Raw genomic sequence first — 17,841 nt, 5'->3', positions numbered from 1 at the left:
AGTGTATCAGTTTTACAGTCCAATCGCCTCTTTTAGACTTTTAAGATAACGACGGCTCACCGGAACGGTCAGCCCGTTACGCAAAATCAGCTCGGCCTGGCCATTATCTTCCAGCCGGATTTCCTGCAACTGCGCTAAATTCACCAGATATTGGCGGTGGCATCGCAGTAGTGGCGTACGACTTTCCAGCGTTCTGAGCGTCAACTCTGTAAACCCCTCTTTACCATCGCTACTGGTGACATACACGCCGCTCATACGACTACTGATAAACGCTACATCATCCATTTGCAGCAAATAAATACGGCTATGACCGCTGCACGGAATAAACTTCAGCGCCTGCTGATGCTCGGGCAGTAGCGATACATCCTGCTTCGTACGTTCCTGACGCAAACGGCTCAGCGTTTTTTCCAGCCGCGCCTCTTCAATCGGCTTAAGCAGATAATCAAACGCGTGTTCTTCAAAGGCTTTAACCGCATACTCATCAAAGGCGGTCAGGAAAACAATGTACGGGCGATGCTCAGGATCAAGCATACCGACCATTTCCAGGCCGCTGATACGCGGCATCTGAATATCGAGAAACAGGACATCCGGGCGCAGTTTATGTACCGCGCCGATGGCTTCCACCGCGTTCGAACATTCCCCGACAATCTCGATGTCGCTTTGCTCCTGCAACAGGATCCGCAGATTCTCCCGCGCTAACGGTTCGTCATCGACAATCAGCACTTTGATCATGCCTGTTCCTCCAGAGGAAGTCGTAATGTGATTCGGGTAAAGCGGTCAGGTTCACACGCTACGCTGATGCCAAAATCATCGCCAAACCGCTCGCGCAGTCGTTTATCGACCAGATTCATACCCAACCCGCTGGCCTCAGACGTTGGCTGATACAGTCCGGCATTATCTTCAATATCAAGCATCAGATACTGCCCTTCGCGACGGGCGGTAATCGACACCTCTCCGGTATCCAGTAACTGAGAGGTACCGTGCTTAATGGCATTCTCCACGATGGGCTGCAGGGTAAAAGCCGGTAATTGCTGATACGAAAGTTCATCAGGCACCGTTAAGGTCACCTGCAGCCGCGACTGGAATCGCGCCTTTTCAATTTGCAAATAGGCGTTCACGTGCTCAATTTCATCGGCCAGTGTGACAATCTCCGACGGACGCTTTAAGTTTTTGCGAAAGAAGGTCGACAGATACTGCACCAGTTGACTGGCCTGCTCGCTATCACGGCGGATCACGGCTTTGATGGTATTGAGCGCATTGAACAGAAAATGAGGATTCACCTGGGCATGCAGGAGTTTTATTTCTGACTGCGTAAGCATTGCTTTTTGCCGCTCGTACTGTCCAGCCAGTATTTGCGCCGAAAGTAGCTGAGCGATCCCCTCCCCCAACGTGCGGTTGATCGAGCTAAAGAGGCGGTTTTTAGCCTCATACAGTTTGATGGTCCCCATCACCCGCTGGTTTTCACCCCGCAGCGGAATCACCAGCGTCGAGCCTAATTTGCATTGCGGATGCAAAGAACAACGGTATGGGACTTCATTCCCGTCGGCATACACCACCTCTCCGGTTTCTATTGCCCGTAGAGTGTACGACGACGAAATCGGTTTACCAGGCAGGTGGTGATCGTCACCAATGCCGGTAAATGCCAGCAGCTTCTCACGATCGGTAATCGCCACCGCGCCGATATCCAGCTCTTCGTACAGCACCTGAGCCACCTTCATGCTGTTAACCTCGTTGAACCCCTGACGCAAAATACCTTCCGTAGAGGCGGCAACTTTGAGCGCAGTAGCGGAAAAAGCGGAGGTGTATTTTTCAAACATCGCTCGTTTATCGAGCAAAATACGCATAAACAGGGCTGCGCCCACGGTATTGGTGACCATCATCGGCGCGGCAATATTGCTGACCAACCGAAACGCATCATCAAACGGACGAGCAATTAATAAGATAATCAGCATCTGTACCAGTTCAGCCACAAAGGTGATGGCACCCGCCGTCAGTGGGCTAAAGACTTTATCGGTACGACCACGACGGGTGAGCACGCTGTGCACCAGCCCGCCGAGTAAACCTTCCACAATGGTCGAAATCATGCAGCTTAGCGCCGTCATACCGCCCATTGAATAACGGTGCAAGCCACCGGTAAGACCGACTAAACCACCGACTACGGGACCGCCGAGCAGTCCGCCCATCACCGCGCCGATAGCACGCGTATTAGCAATAGAGTCATCAATGTGCAGCCCGAAATAGGTGCCCAAAATGCAGAAAATGGAAAAGGTGACATAGCAAAGCAGTTTGTGCGGGAGACGGATAGTGACCTGCATCAGCGGGATAAACAAACGCGTTTTGCTCATCAGCCACGCGATAACGAGAAACACGCACATCTGCTGAAGCAGCAGCAACACCAGATTAAACTCGTACATACGCGCCAACCACACATCACTTAAAAGCGCGTAACATACATGGGCTGCGCGTAACTTTCTTTGAAGTGTTGCAAAAAAACAGGAATTTGTGAGAACGATCACTCGAAAGCGCGAGCATGACGACAAACCCAACCATTCATTGATCAAAAAACAGACAAAACTACCTGGTTCGCAAAAGAGCGTCTAAAGTAAAACTGGGACCTCGCGAGCAAGAGTGAGACGACGATGGCGCTTTACACAATCGGTGAAGTGGCTTTGCTTTGTGATATCAACCCTGTCACTTTACGCGCGTGGCAGAGGCGTTACGGATTACTCAAACCGCAGCGGACAGACGGCGGTCATCGTCTGTTTAACGACGCGGATATCGACAGGATCCGTGAGATAAAACGCTGGATAAACAACGGCGTTCAGGTCAGTAAGGTGAAAATGTTGCTCAGCAATGAGAACATTGATGTGCATAACGGCTGGCGTGAACAGCAAGAGACGCTATTAAGCTATTTGCAAAGCAATAATTTGCATAGTCTGAGAATGTGGATCAAAGAGCGTGGCCAGGATTATCCTGCGCAAACGCTCAACACCCATTTGTTCACACCGTTACGCCGCCGTCTGCAGTGTCAGCAGCCGATCCTCCAGGCGTTACTCGGGATCCTCGACGGCGTCCTCATCAACTACATCGCAATTTGTCTGGCCTCAGCACGCAAGAAACAGGGTAAAGATGCGCTGGTTGTCGGCTGGAATATTCACGATACCACCCGCTTATGGCTGGAGGGTTGGGTTGCCAGTCAGCAGGGATGGCGCGTTGACGTTCTGGCCCATTCACTGAACCAACTACGACCGGAAATGTTCGAAGGGCGAACCTTACTTGTCTGGTGCGGCGAGAACCAAACACCCGCTCAGCAACAGCAGTTGAGTGAATGGCGCGCGTTAGGTCACGATATTTATCCACTCGGTATTTAATATTCTATTAACAAAAGTGTACAATCCTTAGATTCACATAAGGAGTGCACAATGAGCGCAGCTAAAATCGGTGTAATAACCCTCTTCCTGCTGATGGCTATCGGCGGTATCGGCGGCGTCATGCTGGCAGGCTACACATTCATTTTACGTGCCGGGTAAGGTAGCTCGCTAATCGCTCAAATCCGCGATCGACAATCACTGCCGCCAACGCGACCAGCAACGCCCCCTGAATCACATACGCGGTATTGAATCCGCTAAGTCCGATAATTATCGGCGTACCCAGCGTATTCGCCCCGACGGTTGAGGCTATCGTTGCGGTGCCGATATTAATGATCACCGACGTGCGGATCCCCGCCAGAATAACCGGTGCCGCCAGCGGCAACTCCACTTTACGCAGACGCTGCCAGCGACTCATCCCCATCCCGCTGGCGATATCCATCACGCTGGCAGAGATGCCTCCCAGCCCCGCCAGGGTTGCCTGTAGGATCGGTAACACGCCATACAGGATCAGCGCGATAACCGCCGGCTCAAGACCAAATCCCATCACCGGCACGGCAATCGCCAGCACCGCGACCGGGGGAAAAGTCTGCCCCACGGCGGCGATAGTTTCCACCATCGGCCTGAACTCTGCCCCCCAGGGCCGGGTTACCGCAATCCCGGCACCGGTGCCGATGAGTACGGCGATAAGACTCGATATTCCTACCAGCGCAAAATGACTCAGCGCCAGCGCCGTAAAACTTTCCTGCTGATACACGGGGCGCGGCAACTCAGGAAACAGCGAACTAAACAGGGCCTGACTGTGCGGTAACCCGACCAACAGGATCAGGAACAGGACAACCAGCCACAGCAGTGGATCAGTAAGACGTTTCACGGGGCGGCATCTCCGAAAGCAGATCGCGAAAGTGAAGCGTACCGCAGGACACGCCCTGCGGCGTCACAACCGGCAGGACATCGCACCCCCGCGCCACAAACATCGACAGCGCATCACGCAGCGTCATTTCAGCCACCAGCGGCTCACCGTCTGAATGTTCGCCGCGACGGATAAAATCACCTACCGTACGCAGCGACAGTAACCGCACGCCCAGTTCGCTGCGGCCAAAGAACGTTTGTACGAAATCGTTCGCTGGCGCAGTCAGCATCGATAGCGGCGTCCCTTGCTGCACGACCTTCCCCGCGTCCATCAGGACCAGATGTTCCGCCAACCTCAGCGCCTCGTCGATATCATGCGTCACTAATACGATGGTACGCCCCAGCAGACGATGAATACGGGTCATCTCCTGCTGCAACGCACCGCGGGTGACAGGATCCAGCGCGCCAAAAGGCTCATCCATCAATAGCACCTGTGGATCTGCCGCCAGGGCGCGCGCAACCCCAACCCGCTGCTGCTGCCCACCGGAAAGCTGATGTGGGTAACGGTGACGCAAACTCGCCTCCAGCCCCAACAGCGCCATAAGTTCATCTGTTCGATCATCAATACGCGAGCGCGACCACTTTTGTAATTGCGGCACGGTGGCGATGTTCTGCGCGACGGTCCAGTGCGGGAACAAACCGATAGACTGGATCGCGTACCCCATACGCCGCCTTAACTCCAGTACCGGCAGACTGCGGATCTCCTCCCCCGCAAAACGAATCTGCCCGCTGTCATGCTCGACCAGTCGGTTGATCATCTTCAGTGTGGTGGATTTTCCGGAACCCGACGTGCCAATCAGCACCGAAAAGCTCCCCTCCGCCAAATGCAGATTAAGGTCGTCGACGGCTTTTTGCTGACCGTAGGTTTTACTGACATGACTAAATTCAATCATTATTCGTTCCCTTCAGCAGCGCTAGCCCTAAATCAAACAGCGCATCAATCAACACTGCCAGCACAACTACCGGGATCACGCCCAGCAGCACTAAATCAACGGCGCTACTAAGCAATCCCTGAAAGACCAGCGCGCCAAAGCCCCCGGCGCCGATCAGCGCGGCAATCACCGCCATCCCTACCGTCTGGATCATCACCACCCGCAGACTGCGCAAGAAGACAGGCAGCGCCAGCGGCAACTGCACCGAGATAAACCGTTGACGCGCGCTCATCCCCATCGCCCGGGCGCTTTCCAGTACATCCACTGGAACCTGATTCAGTCCAGCCACGACGCCATGTACCAACGGTAAGAGCGCGTACAGTACCAACGCAATAAGCGCGGGTGTCAGGCCGGTTCCCGCAACGCCGAGTGAGCTTAACGAGGGAAAATGCTTAACCAGCCCAGCAAGTGGCGCAATCAACAGGCCAAACAAGGCCACCGAGGGGATGGTCTGGATAATGTTCAGTACGGCGAAAACCGGTCCCTGACGCGAGTCAGAAAAAGAGCACCAAACGCCCAGCGGCACACCAAGGAATAGCGCGGGTATGACGGTGCCGAACAGAATAGTCAGATGCTGCGCCAGTGCGTCGTTAAAGACATCCTGGCGGTTGGCATACTCTTTAAGCAGGGAAAGATCGTTAAACGTGCCGGACAGTAATAACACTATCGGCATAACAAAAAGTTGCGCATGCAGCACCCATCGCCACAACATCTGACGGGTGATGCGCCGAATGGCGTCACTGGCAGCCAGCAACATGAATCCGAGACCCAGCCAGAACCCGGAGCCAAGACTGGTTCTGGCCAGCGTACTGCCCGTCTGCGCCAGATACGTTGCCGTTGTACCTGCAGTTACCAGCGCCGCAATCACCAACAACTGGCTGATAACAAGCGTCAATATATTGCCGGATTTGCCCGACACAAAGCACAGAAGAAACAGTAGCAAACATGCCACCGCCAGTCCCCACGCCATGTCGGGCCTGATATCCCAGAGTTGACGACCTTCGCCGGAAACCAGGCGATTGGGGGCATAACTAATGAAAGGAAGCGCAGCTGCTGCGAAGGTAAGAAGAACCAGCAGCAACAGCACCCGATTAACCGAGATATTGGACAAAACACCCACCCGCCGTAAATTCCGTTACTTAACCCATCCTTTTTGCTTCAGATAATCTGCTGCAACTTTTTTTGCATCCAGACCCTCTACGGCAATACTGGCGTTAAGCTGCTGGAGCGTTTTTTCATCCAGACTGGCAAAAACAGGCTGCAGCCATTCTTCCATTTTCGGATAGGCCTTGAGTACCGACTCACGTACCACTGGCGCAGGCGCATAAATCGGCTGAACGCCTTGCGGATCGCTTAGCGTTTGCAGCCCCAGCGCGGCGACCGGACCATCGGTGCCGTAGGCCATCGCGGCATTGACGCCGGAGGTTTGCTGCGCTGCGGCTTTAATCGTCACGGCGGTATCCCCCCCGGCCAGTGATAAAAGCTGATTCTGATTCAGTTTAAAATCATAGGCTTTTTCAAACGCGGGCAGCGCGTCCGCACGCTCGATAAACTCCGCAGAGGCGGCCAGTTTGAAGGTGCCCCCCTCTTTCAGGTAGCGCCCTAAATCTGCAAGCGAAACCAGTTTATTCTTTTCGGCGACATCCTGGCGGACCGCAATGGTCCAGGTATTGTTGGCGGGCGCAGGCGTTAGCCAGACCAGTTTATTTTTCTCTGCGTCCAGCTTTTTCACTTTGTCGAAACCAGCCTGCGCATTTTTCCACGCCGGATCATTCTCATCTTTAAAGAAGAAGGCGCCATTGCCGGTATATTCCGGGTAGATATCCAGCTCGCCGGATGTAATCGCGCCACGTACCACTGGCGTAGTCCCCAGTTGCACCTTATTGACGGTTTTCACGCCATGGCTTTCGAGCACCTGCAAAATAATGTTGCCGAGCAGCGCCCCTTCGGTATCAATTTTTGACCCAACCGTAACGGGCGACGCGGCCTGCAAGGGCATACTTATCGCGGCTAACAATGCCAACGACCCTACCCCAAACTTTGAGATTATCATGCTGTGCTCCTCATCCTTTTGCGGCCCTTTTCAGAGACTTGAGGAAAAAGCATAGTCGAAAAATCAGGCCTTAACCTGGCAATTGGGTAGTAACACTGAGAGTAATTAGCAGTAAGGCGATAAAAAAATCCGGCAAACCCAAGGTGAATTTGCCGGATAGCGTTATTTCATAGACCAGATAAGCATTGCGCCATCAGGCATGATGCGTGGCTTTCTTCATCAACTACAGCAGTTCAAATTCACCCTGCTTCACTCTGGCGGAATCCACGCCGATAAAGACGTTAAATTTACCCGGTTCAGCATCGTATTTCATACGCTGGTTCCAGAATTTCAGCGCTTCGATATCAATCGGGAAGCTGACGGTCTGCGTTTCACCCGGTTTAAGATTCACTTTCTCAAAGCCTTTCAGCTGTTTTACCGGACGGCTCATTGAAGCGGTCACATCCTGCAAATACATCTGAATCACCGTCGCACCTTCGCGCTTGCCGGTGTTGGTCACCTGGACGCTGGCCGTCACTGTCCCGTCACGTTTCATCGTCGGTGCAGAGAGTTTCACATCCGAAACGGTAAAGGTGGTGTAGCTCAGGCCATAGCCAAAGGGATACAACGGACCGTTTGCTTCGTCAAAATAACGCGAGGTGTACTTATTCGGCTTATCGGCGTTATACGGACGACCGGTATTGAGATGGCTGTAATAGACCGGGATCTGTCCGACAGAGCGTGGGAAAGACATCGGCAGCTTGCCTGATGGGTTGTAATCGCCAAACAAAACATCGGCGATGGCGTTACCGCCTTCCGTCCCGGCAAACCAGGTTTCGAGGATCGCATCAGCTTGTTGATCTTCCTTAACCAGCGCCAGCGGACGTCCGTTCATCAGCACCAGCACCAGCGGTTTACCCGTTGCTTTTAGCGCGGCAATCAGGTCACGTTGGCTCTGCGGAATAGTAATGTCCGTACGGCTGGAGGCTTCATGTGCCATTCCCTGTGCCTCACCGACCACCGCAACCACCACATCAGACTGTTTCGCCGCATTAACGGCTTCATCAATCATCGCCTGCGGCGAGCGCGGGTCAACTTTCACCGCCTCTTCATACAGGTTCAGGAAGTCGACAATGCCTTTATCGTTGGTGATATTCGCCCCTTTGGCGTATACCACTTTACCCTGCTCGCCAATGGCATTTTTAATCCCTGTCAGCACCGTGACCGACTGATCGGCAACCCCGGCTGCGGACCAACTGCCCATCACATCACGCTTGCTGTCGGCCAGTGGCCCGACAACCGCCACGGTGGCGGATTTTTTCAGCGGCAGCGTGTCGAGGCGGTTTTTCAGCAGCACCAGGCTTTCACGCGCCACTTCACGCGCTTCTTTACGGTGCAGGCGGCTTTCGGCGTTGGTATCCACCGGATCAGATTCTTTGGCTCCCAGATGGCTGTACGGATCGTTAAACAGCCCCATATCATATTTCACGTTCAGCACGTGACGAGCAGCGTCGTCAAGCTCCGCCATTGTCACTTTGCCTGATTTAATCAGCCCCGGCAGGTATTTGCTGTAATACTCATCGCTCATACTCATGTTGATACCGGACTTGATAGCCACGCGTACCGCATCCTCAGGATCGGAGGCGGTGCCGTGCTTAATCAGTTCCTTAATCGCGCCGTGATCGGAAACGGTGATGCCTTTAAAGCCCCACTCATCGCGCAGCACGTCTTTCAACAGCCAGGCATCCGACGTCGCCGGCGTACCGTTAAGCGAATTAAGTCCTACCATCACCGCGCCGCTACCGGCATCCAGCCCGGCTTTGTACGGCGGCATGTAGTCATTAAACAGACGCTGCGGGCTCATATCGACGGTGTTGTACTCTTTCCCGCCCTCTACCGCGCCATAAGCGGCGAAGTGCTTGACGCTGGTCATCACCGAATAGCGATCGGCAGGGCTTTTCCCCTGCATCGCTTCCACCATGGTTTTACCCATCGTGGCGGTCAAATACGTGTCTTCGCCAAACCCTTCCGATGCCCGGCCCCAGCGCGGATCGCGGGAGACATCAACCATCGGCGCCCAGGTCATGTTCAGGCCATCATCGGCAGCTTCATACGCTGAAACGCGACCGACGGTTCTGACCGCATCGAGATTAAAGGAGGACGCCAGACCGAGGCTTATCGGGAACACGGTACGCTGGCCGTGCAATACGTCGTAGGCAAAAAAGAGAGGAATTTTCAGGCGGCTGAGTTCCATCACCTGATCCTGCATTTTGCGGATATCCTGGCGTGTGACGGTGTTAAAAATTGCCCCAACCTGCCCGTCTTTGATCATCTCGCGGATGGCTTCCTTCGGATTATCAGGCCCGACGCTGATTAAGCGTAATTGACCAATTTTCTCATCCACGGTCATCTGTTTGAGTAAATCGGTAACAAATGCATCCCGCGCTTCTGGCGTTAGCGGATGGTTACCAAACAGAGTGTCCGCCAGCGCGGGTTGCACCGCCAGACTCACCGCAACACCTACAGAACATAGCCATTTCATGTTGATTCTCTCTTTATTTTTTCCTGACGCATCAGCGAAAATATAACAAAAACCGCAATTTGCCGTAAGACTAAACGGGAGCGCTAAAGAAAGCTAAGGTTATTCTCCTAATTTTCAAAACCAGCGTGAATCAATGAAAGACAAGCCAGAGACAATATGAATGAGAAAGCGTATTGTCATACAAAGCGCTATGCTTGTTCCTGATATTGAGTCCCACCACAAGGAGTGGAGAATGTCTTCCATTACAACAGATAATAAAGCTTTCCTGAATGAACTGACCCGCCTGGTGGGTCATTCGCACCTGCTCACTGAACCCGCTAAAACCGCCCGCTATCGCAAGGGATTTCGCTCCGGCCAGGGCGATGCACTCGCCGTCGTTTTTCCGGGCTCGCTTTTAGAATTGTGGCGCGTCCTGAACGCCTGCGTCGCCGCAGACAAAATCATTCTGATGCAGGCCGCCAATACCGGCCTGACCGAAGGCTCTACGCCAAGCGGCAATGATTACGACCGTGAAATTGTTATTATCAGCACCCTGCGTCTTGATAAACTGCACGTCATCGGCAAAGGCGAACAGGTGCTCGCCTGGCCAGGAACAACGCTTTATTCGCTGGAAAAAGCGCTCAAACCTTTTGGTCGTGAGCCGCATTCAGTGATCGGTTCATCCTGTATCGGCGCTTCCGTGATTGGCGGCATTTGTAACAACTCCGGCGGCTCGCTGGTGCAACGAGGCCCGGCCTACACGGAGATGTCGCTGTTTGCGCGTATTGATGAACAGGGCAAATTACAGCTGGTTAACCATTTGGGCATCGAGCTTGGCCAAACCCCGGAGCAGATCCTCAGCAAACTCGATGACGAGCGTATCAAAGATGACGATGTTCGCCACGACGGACGTCATGCGCACGATCACGACTACGTGACCCGCGTCAGAGATATTGAGGCGGATACGCCCGCACGCTATAACGCCGACCCGGACCGCTTGTTTGAATCGTCCGGTTGTGCCGGAAAGCTCGCGGTTTTCGCCGTGCGTCTGGACACTTTCGAAGCCGAAAAAAATCAGCAAGTCTTTTATATCGGCACCAACCAGCCAGAGGTGCTGACGGAGATCCGCCGTCATATTCTGGCGAAGTTTGAGCATCTGCCGGTTGCCGGTGAATATATGCATCGCGATATTTACGATATTGCAGAACAGTACGGCAAAGATACGTTCCTGATGATAGACAAACTCGGCACCGACAAAATGCCGTTTTTCTTCACCCTGAAAGGCCGCACCGATGCGATGCTGGAAAAAGTGAAATTTTTCCGTCCGCACTTCACCGACCGGGCGATGCAGAAGTTTGGCCATTTATTCCCCAGCCACTTACCGGCGCGTATGAAAAGCTGGCGCGACAAATATGAGCATCACCTGCTGTTAAAAATGGCCGGTGGCGGCGTGGCTGAAGCGCAAAACTGGCTAAATGAGTTTTTCAAAACGGCAGAGGGCGACTTCTTTGCCTGTACGCCGGAAGAAGGCAGTAAGGCGTTCCTGCACCGCTTTGCGGCGGCTGGCGCGGCTATTCGTTACCAGGCCGTTCATGCGGATGAAGTAGAAGATATTCTGGCGCTGGATATCGCGCTGCGTCGTAATGACACCGAATGGTATGAACATCTGCCGCCAGAAATCGACAGCCAACTGGTGCATAAGCTCTATTACGGTCACTTTATGTGCTATGTATTCCATCAGGATTACATCGTCAAAAAAGGCGTGGATGCTCATGCGCTAAAAGAGCAGATGCTGGAGTTACTGCGCGAGCGTGGGGCACAGTATCCGGCGGAGCATAACGTCGGACACCTATACCAGGCGCCAGAAACCTTGACCCGCTTTTACCGCGAGAATGACCCAACCAACAGTATGAACCCGGGTATTGGGAAAACGAGTAAGCAGAAGTTCTGGAAAGAGTCGTAGGCCCGATAAGCGTAAGCGCCATCGGGCACGTTGCCGGGGGCGCTTCGCTTGCCCGGCCTACGGTTTAATCGTTCTGCGCGGTTTGTTCACCCGTAGCTGAACCTGCCGCCGCCATCTGCGCCGCTTTTTGCTTTTTGTAGCTCAGCGCTGCCGCCGGAACCGGCATCACCTTGCCGGTTTCAATCCAGGTGCGTAAACGGCTGGCATCGGCAAAGTGGGTATATTTCCCAAAAGCATCCATCACCACCAGCGCCACCGGTTTGTTATTAATCACCGTGCGCATCACCAGACAGTGGCCCGCCGCATTGGTAAACCCGGTTTTAGTTAACTGAATATTCCAGTTATCGCGATACACCAGATGGTTGGTATTACGGAACGGCAATGTATACGCCGGATTGGCAAACGTCGCCATATCTTCACGCGTAGTACTTAGCTGACCAATCAGCGGATACTGTTTGCTGGCAATCAGTAACTTCGTTAAATCACGCGCGGTTGAGACGTTATGAATCGATAACCCGGTCGGCTCCACAAAACGGGTATGGGTCATGCCCAGCGCTTTCGCTTTCGCATTCATCGCCTTGATAAACGCGTTATAGCCGCCAGGGTAATGATGTGCCAGACTGGCTGCCGCACGGTTTTCAGATGACATCAGCGCCAGTAACAGCATGTCTTTACGGCTGATTACACTGTTCAGCCGTACGCGAGAGTAAATTCCTTTCATCTCAGGCGTCTGACTGATATCAACTTTCAGTTTTTCATCCAGCGGCAGTCGCGCATCAAGCACCACCATCGCCGTCATTAATTTGGTAATCGACGCAATCGGACGCACCAGATCCGGGTGGTTCGAATAGATAACCTTGTTGGTATTCAGATCAACAATCATCGCGCTACCGGACGCTATCTCAGGTTGAGAAGCCGCTACGGTAGGTGCCGTTTTCGCCACGGCTTGGGGTGCAAAAGGAACGGCCAGCACCAGGGCAAGGCTTAATAATGAAACTCGGAATTTCAGCATGATGAGATTTCTGATAAGGGTTCACGCACGTCACAACGCACACCGCCCGAGATTAAGTATTTTCTCAGGCTAGCTCAGGCATCATAGCGATCCGGCAGGTTTGCCGCTACAGGAGAATCGTCTCGAAATGCTGCGTTGCTGACTTTTACGTCAACAACGCAGCGCAGAGGAGTTTTACAGATCAGAATAAGCGATAGCCGTAACCCCACAGGATTACCGTAATCGCCAGCAGAACTTCAAGTACCAGCACACCAATAGCCAGCGTGGAACTGGAAAAACTTAACCCTTCCTCGCGAGTGATATTCAGGAATGTCGGAATACCGAGATAGAGTAAATAACCGGTGTAAAACAGCGCGATAGTTCCCACCAACGCACACAGCCAGACCAGCGGATAAAGTGCGACCAGACCGCTTAAAAACAGCGGAGTCGCGACATATCCGGCAAAGACCATACAGTGCGCCAACGACGGCCGCTGCGGGTAATTACGCGCCATCCACCAGATAACCCGGCCCATGACAGCCACGCCCGCCAGCATCACGCCGTAAAACAGAATGGCCAGCGCCAGTCCGGTCAACAGGGATAACTGTAGTATGTTGCCGTCGCCAAAATTCCAGCCGATTTGTGTGGTGCCGATAAACGCGCAAACAACCGGGATTGCCGCCATCAGCAGTACATGATGGGTATAGTGATGCGAAACGCTTTCGTTTTCGCTGTTGATCACGTGCATTTCACGATCGGGATGGGAAAACAGCCCCCAGACATGGTTCATACCGCCCCCTTCTTGTCAGCTCCGGACCTCAACACTTCAAGTATAATTCAGCTTTTGATTATTTTATGTACACAGAGAAAATACCGGATCGCTACGGCGCGGCTTTTCCGGCATCAAATATTCATAGGGTGTATGCTATAAGCGGTGGAGGTCATACAATCGTATGGATATAAATCATTATGTTGCGCAATACGGCTATGCCGCATTAGTGATTGGCAGTCTGGCTGAAGGGGAAACCATTACCCTGTTAGGTGGCGTCGCGGCCCATCAGGGAGTACTTAAATTTCCGCTGGTGGTGCTCTCCGTCGCGCTGGGCGGGATGATTGGCGATCAGTTGCTCTATTTACTCGGACGTCGTTTTGGCGGCAAAATTCTGCGGCGTTTTTCGCGTCATCAGGCAAAAATTGATTACGCGCAGAAGATGATCCAACGGCGTCCTTATCTGTTCGTGGTCGGCACGCGTTTTATGTACGGTTTTCGCGTTATTGGCCCTTTGCTGATTGGTGCCAGTCACCTGCCACCGAAGATCTTTTTACCGCTCAATATTCTCGGGGCGCTGGTGTGGGCGCTGATATTTACCACCCTGGGTTATGTGGGGGGAGAAGTCATCGCGCCGTGGCTGCACAATCTCGACCAGCACATTAAGCACTGGATATGGCTGGTTCTGGTGATTGTACTGGTGGTAGGCGCACGCTGGTGGTTGAAAAAACGCAGCGGCAAGAAGACGGCCCGGTAGAGCGGTATCTACCGGGCAGGAGTGTTACGACGCGTGGTAGCCGCCGCCCAGCGCGCTGGTCAACTGAATGGAAGCATCCAGCCACTGGCCTTGCAGTACCAGACCGTTGCACTGCTCACGTAACGCCGGGATCTTTGCTTCGCTAACCCGCGAACCCGCAATAATACCGGCGTTAAATCGCGCCTGCGCAAGTCCCACCACACGCTGTGCATCATGTTCAATCTGCTGCTGATGCTGATTCTTCTGCGCCAGTGTTTCCACCTGCGAAGCTGCTCGCGCCACGTCATTCACCGCATCTACCACGGCTTTGTTGTAATTCGCCACCGTCAGGTTGCTTTGCGCTTTGGTGATATCGAGATTGGCATTCAATCTGCCGCTGTCGAAAATAGGCAGCGTGAGTCCGGCTGTGACCCCCATCTGCTGCGCGGAATGGCGGAACAGATCGCTCAGATGTAACGCATCCTGTTGTAAAAATGCCATCAAATTCACGTCAGGATAAAACGCAGCTTTCGCCGCATCAATGCTGTTCAGGGATGATTCAATATACCAGTGCGCGGCCTGTAAATCCGGTCGACGGGCCAGCAGCGAATAGCCTAACTGGGACGGGAGCTGGCTTTCTACGGTAGGTAACTTACTGGTATGCAGTTTCAGAACGGTAGACTGTGAATTAGTCAGGGCGCTCAGTCGCGCCTCAATCACTTTCATTTTGCCGTTAACATCGTTCAGTTGCTGATCCGTTTTACTGGAATCGATATCGGTCTCAACGCCTTCCACCGATGAGGTAATGCCGTTTTGATACAGTTGACGATCGACGTTAATAACGTTCTGTTGCTCATTTTTAATCTGCGTCAGCACGCTTTTCAGCGCCGCCTGCGTCTGCCATTCCCAGTACAGACGTGAAACGCCGCTCGCCAGCAGCTGGCGGGTTTGTTCACGCTCAGCTTCTCGCGCTTTAACAGTCCCAATACGCGCCGTCACTTCGGCCCGATTTTTCCCCCACAGATCCAAATTCCAACCGGCGGTTAAACCAAAGGTCCCGTTGGTGTACCACGGACCTGTCGTTCCGGCGGCAGGATCGGTAATGGCAAACGGTCCCATCAGCCCTTCAGCTGACATTCTCTGACGCTCAACGTCCGCAGAGAAATCGATCTCCGGACCATCCTGCGCCTCAACGGCCTTCGCCTGCGCCTCCGCCAGTTGAATGCGCTGTTCCGCTACCTGCATATCAGGAGAGTTTCGCAACGTGCTGTCAATCAGCGCATTAAGCTGGGGATCGTGGTATGCCTTCCACCATTGGCTGTCCGGCCAGCCATTTTTTAATGCCGCAGGTAATGCGGAATCGACGTTCACAGCTGGGGTCTGCGGTGACAGAGACTGACGGTCATCATGCATAGGCGCACAGCCTGCCATCAGAATAAAAAGAGGCAACAATGCCGTCGCGGCAAAAACAGAATTACGATTCATGGAGATATACAGGTAAGAAAAGATGCGCAGAGAGTACGACTTGTCGCTGTTACTTTTTTAGTTACGCGTGGCAATACATCTTTGGAAATAAAAATATATAATCAGAAAAATATACACTGCACAAATAACACAGTTTAAATAATTTTAATAATTTATAGATGGAAACCTTATGTCACAGAATATTTATGACGACCCGGAATTCTTTGCCGGATATGCCACGCTGGATCGTTCAGTAAAAGGGCTTGATGGCGCACCGGAATGGCCAGCAATACAAGCTATGCTCCCCGCTCTGCAGGGTAAAAACATTCTCGATTTGGGCTGCGGATATGGCTGGTTTTGCCGCTACGCGCGCGATAATCATGCCGCCAGCGTCGTGGGGCTGGATATCTCACAAAAGATGTTAACCCAGGCGCACAATATGACTCACGGCAATGGCATCGTTTATCGCCGTGAAGATCTCGAAACACTTACTCTCTCACCGGCTTCTTTCGACCTGGCTTATAGCTCCCTTGCCCTGCATTATCTACACGATATTGAACGATTATTCGTAACGATTTACCAGGCATTAACACCGGGAGGTATGTTAGTTTTCTCTGCCGAGCACCCGATTTATACCGCACCGCTTAACCAGGGCTGGATAAAAGACAAAACCGGGCAACTGTCCTGGCCGGTTAATCATTATCAACAAGAAGGCGAGCGTATCAGTAACTGGTTTGCTGAAGGCGTTAAAAAACAGCACCGTAAGCTGGCGACCTGGATTAACGCGCTCATTGCCGCCGGATTCGACATTGTGTGTATTGATGAATGGGGACCATCAGCTCAGCAGATTGCTGAAAACCCGGCGTTGGATGAAGAAAAAGAGCGGCCAATGGTGTTTTTACTGAGCGCACGTAAACCGGCATAACAACACCGCCAGGCAGAATAGTTGATACTTTCCTATACTCAATCTGAACTTACCAAAAAAAGGAAAGTTAATGAAAATTCTGCTGTGGATTATTCTAATTATTTTTCTGATTGGACTGTTGGTGGTAACCGGCGTGTTTAAGATGATTTTCTGATGTTGTCATTTAGCCCAGGCCTGATAGCAGAAATGTCAGGCGATTATTCTCTCTGATGCCGGATGGCGGCGTAAACGCCTTATCCGGCGTACCAGAACTGATGTCAGGCGGTAATCTTGATGGCCTGAATTGCCCGAGCGATATCCGGTGAATTGTTTAACGCGCGAACCTCCTGAAACAGTGCCGTTGCCTCTGAATATTCTTTACGCAAATACCCTAACCACTGCTTAATACGCGCCACATGATACAACCCCGTGTCACCCTGCTTTTCGAGACGGGTATATTTTTGCAGCAGTTTCACGACGTCAGGCCACGGCATTCGCGGCTCGTTGTACTTCACCACGCGGCTCAGGTTCGGGATATTTAACGCGCCACGGCCGATCATCACCGCATCGCATCCGCTGATGGCCATACAATCCTGGGCGCTCTGCCAGTCCCAGATTTCGCCATTCGCGATAACCGGAATGGTCAGTCGCTGGCGAATTTCGCCAATCGCCTGCCAGTTAATATGCTCGGCCTTATAGCCCTGCTCTTTGGTACGACCATGCACCGCCAGTTCGCTGGCGCCAGCCTGCTGGACGGCATCGGCAATTTCAAACTGCCGATCGCTGTTGTCCCAGCCCAGGCGCACTTTCACCGTCACGGGTAGATGGTCCGGCACCGCCTCGCGCATGGCTTTTGCGCCGCGGTAGATAAGTTCTGGATCTTTCAATAACGTCGCGCCACCGCCGCTGCCGTTGACCAGCTTCGACGGGCAACCGCAGTTCAGATCGACACCGTACGATCCCAGTTCTACCGCGCGGGCCGCGTTCTCCGCCAGCCACTGCGGGTACTGGCCCAACAGCTGTATGCGCACCTGCGTACCGGATGGCGTGCGGCTGTTGTTATGCAGTTCCGGGCAGAGCCGGTGAAATACTTTTGCCGGCAGGAGCTGATCCACCACGCGCACAAACTCCGTGATGCACAGATCGTAATCATTCACTTCAGTCAGCAGTTCGCGCACCAGGGAATCGAGCACGCCTTCCATCGGCGCCAGTAAAACACGCATATCGTCACCCGCAAAAAAAGAGGCGC

The 17,841-nt window shown here is 53.1% G+C and carries 16 protein-coding genes; 5 read left to right on the top strand and 11 right to left on the bottom strand.

All coding sequences use genetic code 11. The features are described 5' to 3' along the window. Window positions 1-12 precede the first annotated feature (12 nt). A complete protein-coding gene (gene btsR, locus FDX11_RS03390) occupies window positions 13-732 on the bottom strand; it encodes a two-component system response regulator BtsR (protein WP_042307368.1) in 720 nt (239 codons plus the stop codon). After that, window positions 729-2,414: a sensor histidine kinase gene (locus FDX11_RS03385; RefSeq protein ID WP_042307365.1), complete on the bottom strand. Its 1,686-nt coding sequence runs from the start codon at window positions 2,412-2,414 to the stop codon at window positions 729-731. The genes btsR and FDX11_RS03385 overlap by 4 nt, the downstream gene beginning before the upstream one ends. A gap of 225 nt (window positions 2,415-2,639) precedes the next feature. On the opposite strand from FDX11_RS03385, the gene mlrA reads away from it, so the two are divergent. Both mlrA and FDX11_RS03375 read left to right on the top strand, forming a co-directional pair. After that, window positions 2,640-3,371 (top strand): HTH-type transcriptional regulator MlrA, encoded by a 732-nt coding sequence (gene mlrA / locus FDX11_RS03380; protein ID WP_042307362.1) that lies wholly within the window; start codon window positions 2,640-2,642, stop codon window positions 3,369-3,371. Between the two features lie 51 nt (window positions 3,372-3,422). Continuing rightward, window positions 3,423-3,530: a protein YohO gene (locus FDX11_RS03375; protein WP_003027354.1), complete on the top strand. Its 108-nt coding sequence runs from the start codon at window positions 3,423-3,425 to the stop codon at window positions 3,528-3,530. Here the strand turns inward: FDX11_RS03375 and FDX11_RS03370 are convergent. The 5 genes from FDX11_RS03370 to bglX all read right to left on the bottom strand — a co-directional run bounded on the left by FDX11_RS03370 (window position 3,511) and on the right by bglX (window position 9,786). Beyond that, window positions 3,511-4,242 (bottom strand): ABC transporter permease, encoded by a 732-nt coding sequence (locus FDX11_RS03370; protein ID WP_042307360.1) that lies wholly within the window; start codon window positions 4,240-4,242, stop codon window positions 3,511-3,513. The genes FDX11_RS03375 and FDX11_RS03370 overlap by 20 nt on opposite strands. Beyond that, on the bottom strand, window positions 4,226-5,173 hold the full coding sequence (locus tag FDX11_RS03365) for an ABC transporter ATP-binding protein (RefSeq protein ID WP_042307358.1): 948 nt from the start codon (window positions 5,171-5,173) through the stop codon (window positions 4,226-4,228). Before FDX11_RS03365 ends, FDX11_RS03370 begins: the two co-directional genes overlap by 17 nt. Beyond that, complete coding sequence (locus FDX11_RS03360; RefSeq protein ID WP_305764235.1) at window positions 5,166-6,332, bottom strand: ABC transporter permease; 1,167 nt, start codon at window positions 6,330-6,332, stop codon at window positions 5,166-5,168. Before FDX11_RS03360 ends, FDX11_RS03365 begins: the two co-directional genes overlap by 8 nt. Before the next feature lie 15 nt (window positions 6,333-6,347). Next, entirely contained in the window at window positions 6,348-7,265 is a 918-nt protein-coding gene (locus FDX11_RS03355) for an ABC transporter substrate-binding protein (protein WP_079223473.1), read from the bottom strand. A gap of 223 nt (window positions 7,266-7,488) precedes the next feature. Further along, a complete protein-coding gene (bglX, locus tag FDX11_RS03350) occupies window positions 7,489-9,786 on the bottom strand; it encodes a beta-glucosidase BglX (protein WP_072014726.1) in 2,298 nt (765 codons plus the stop codon). Window positions 9,787-10,018: 232 nt separating this feature from the next. Here bglX and dld point away from each other — a divergent pair, with 232 nt between their 5' ends. Beyond that, window positions 10,019-11,728 carry a D-lactate dehydrogenase gene (dld, locus tag FDX11_RS03345; RefSeq protein WP_042307352.1) on the top strand — a complete coding sequence of 570 codons (1,710 nt, stop codon included), beginning with the start codon at window positions 10,019-10,021 and terminating at the stop codon, window positions 11,726-11,728. Between the two features lie 64 nt (window positions 11,729-11,792). Here the strand turns inward: dld and pbpG are convergent, their stop codons facing one another. Both pbpG and FDX11_RS03335 read right to left on the bottom strand, forming a co-directional pair. Beyond that, window positions 11,793-12,740, bottom strand: coding sequence for a D-alanyl-D-alanine endopeptidase (gene pbpG / locus FDX11_RS03340; protein ID WP_038641951.1), 948 nt, complete (start codon window positions 12,738-12,740; stop codon window positions 11,793-11,795). A 181-nt stretch (window positions 12,741-12,921) separates the two neighbouring features. Next, entirely contained in the window at window positions 12,922-13,509 is a 588-nt protein-coding gene (locus tag FDX11_RS03335) for a Yip1 family protein (RefSeq protein ID WP_038641953.1), read from the bottom strand. 163 nt (window positions 13,510-13,672) lie between these two features. Here FDX11_RS03335 and FDX11_RS03330 point away from each other — a divergent pair, with 163 nt between their 5' ends. Beyond that, window positions 13,673-14,245 carry a DedA family protein gene (locus FDX11_RS03330; protein WP_042307347.1) on the top strand — a complete coding sequence of 191 codons (573 nt, stop codon included), beginning with the start codon at window positions 13,673-13,675 and terminating at the stop codon, window positions 14,243-14,245. A gap of 24 nt (window positions 14,246-14,269) precedes the next feature. Here the strand turns inward: FDX11_RS03330 and mdtQ are convergent, their stop codons facing one another. Beyond that, window positions 14,270-15,709 (bottom strand): multidrug resistance outer membrane protein MdtQ, encoded by a 1,440-nt coding sequence (gene mdtQ, locus FDX11_RS03325; RefSeq protein WP_137397486.1) that lies wholly within the window; start codon window positions 15,707-15,709, stop codon window positions 14,270-14,272. 169 nt (window positions 15,710-15,878) lie between these two features. Here mdtQ and FDX11_RS03320 point away from each other — a divergent pair, with 169 nt between their 5' ends. Continuing rightward, window positions 15,879-16,613: a class I SAM-dependent methyltransferase gene (locus FDX11_RS03320; protein ID WP_042307342.1), complete on the top strand. Its 735-nt coding sequence runs from the start codon at window positions 15,879-15,881 to the stop codon at window positions 16,611-16,613. A 257-nt stretch (window positions 16,614-16,870) separates the two neighbouring features. On the opposite strand, the gene dusC is transcribed toward FDX11_RS03320, so the two are convergent. After that, window positions 16,871-17,815 carry a tRNA dihydrouridine(16) synthase DusC gene (gene dusC, locus FDX11_RS03310; protein ID WP_137397485.1) on the bottom strand — a complete coding sequence of 315 codons (945 nt, stop codon included), beginning with the start codon at window positions 17,813-17,815 and terminating at the stop codon, window positions 16,871-16,873. Window positions 17,816-17,841 lie beyond the last annotated feature (26 nt).

The sequence above is a fragment of the Citrobacter sp. wls714 genome (assembly GCF_005281025.1).
Classification (GTDB): Bacteria; Pseudomonadota; Gammaproteobacteria; order Enterobacterales; family Enterobacteriaceae; genus Citrobacter; species Citrobacter werkmanii.
The sequence above is the reverse complement of the archived record's forward strand: the minus strand, read 5'-3'. Positions and strand labels throughout refer to the sequence as shown.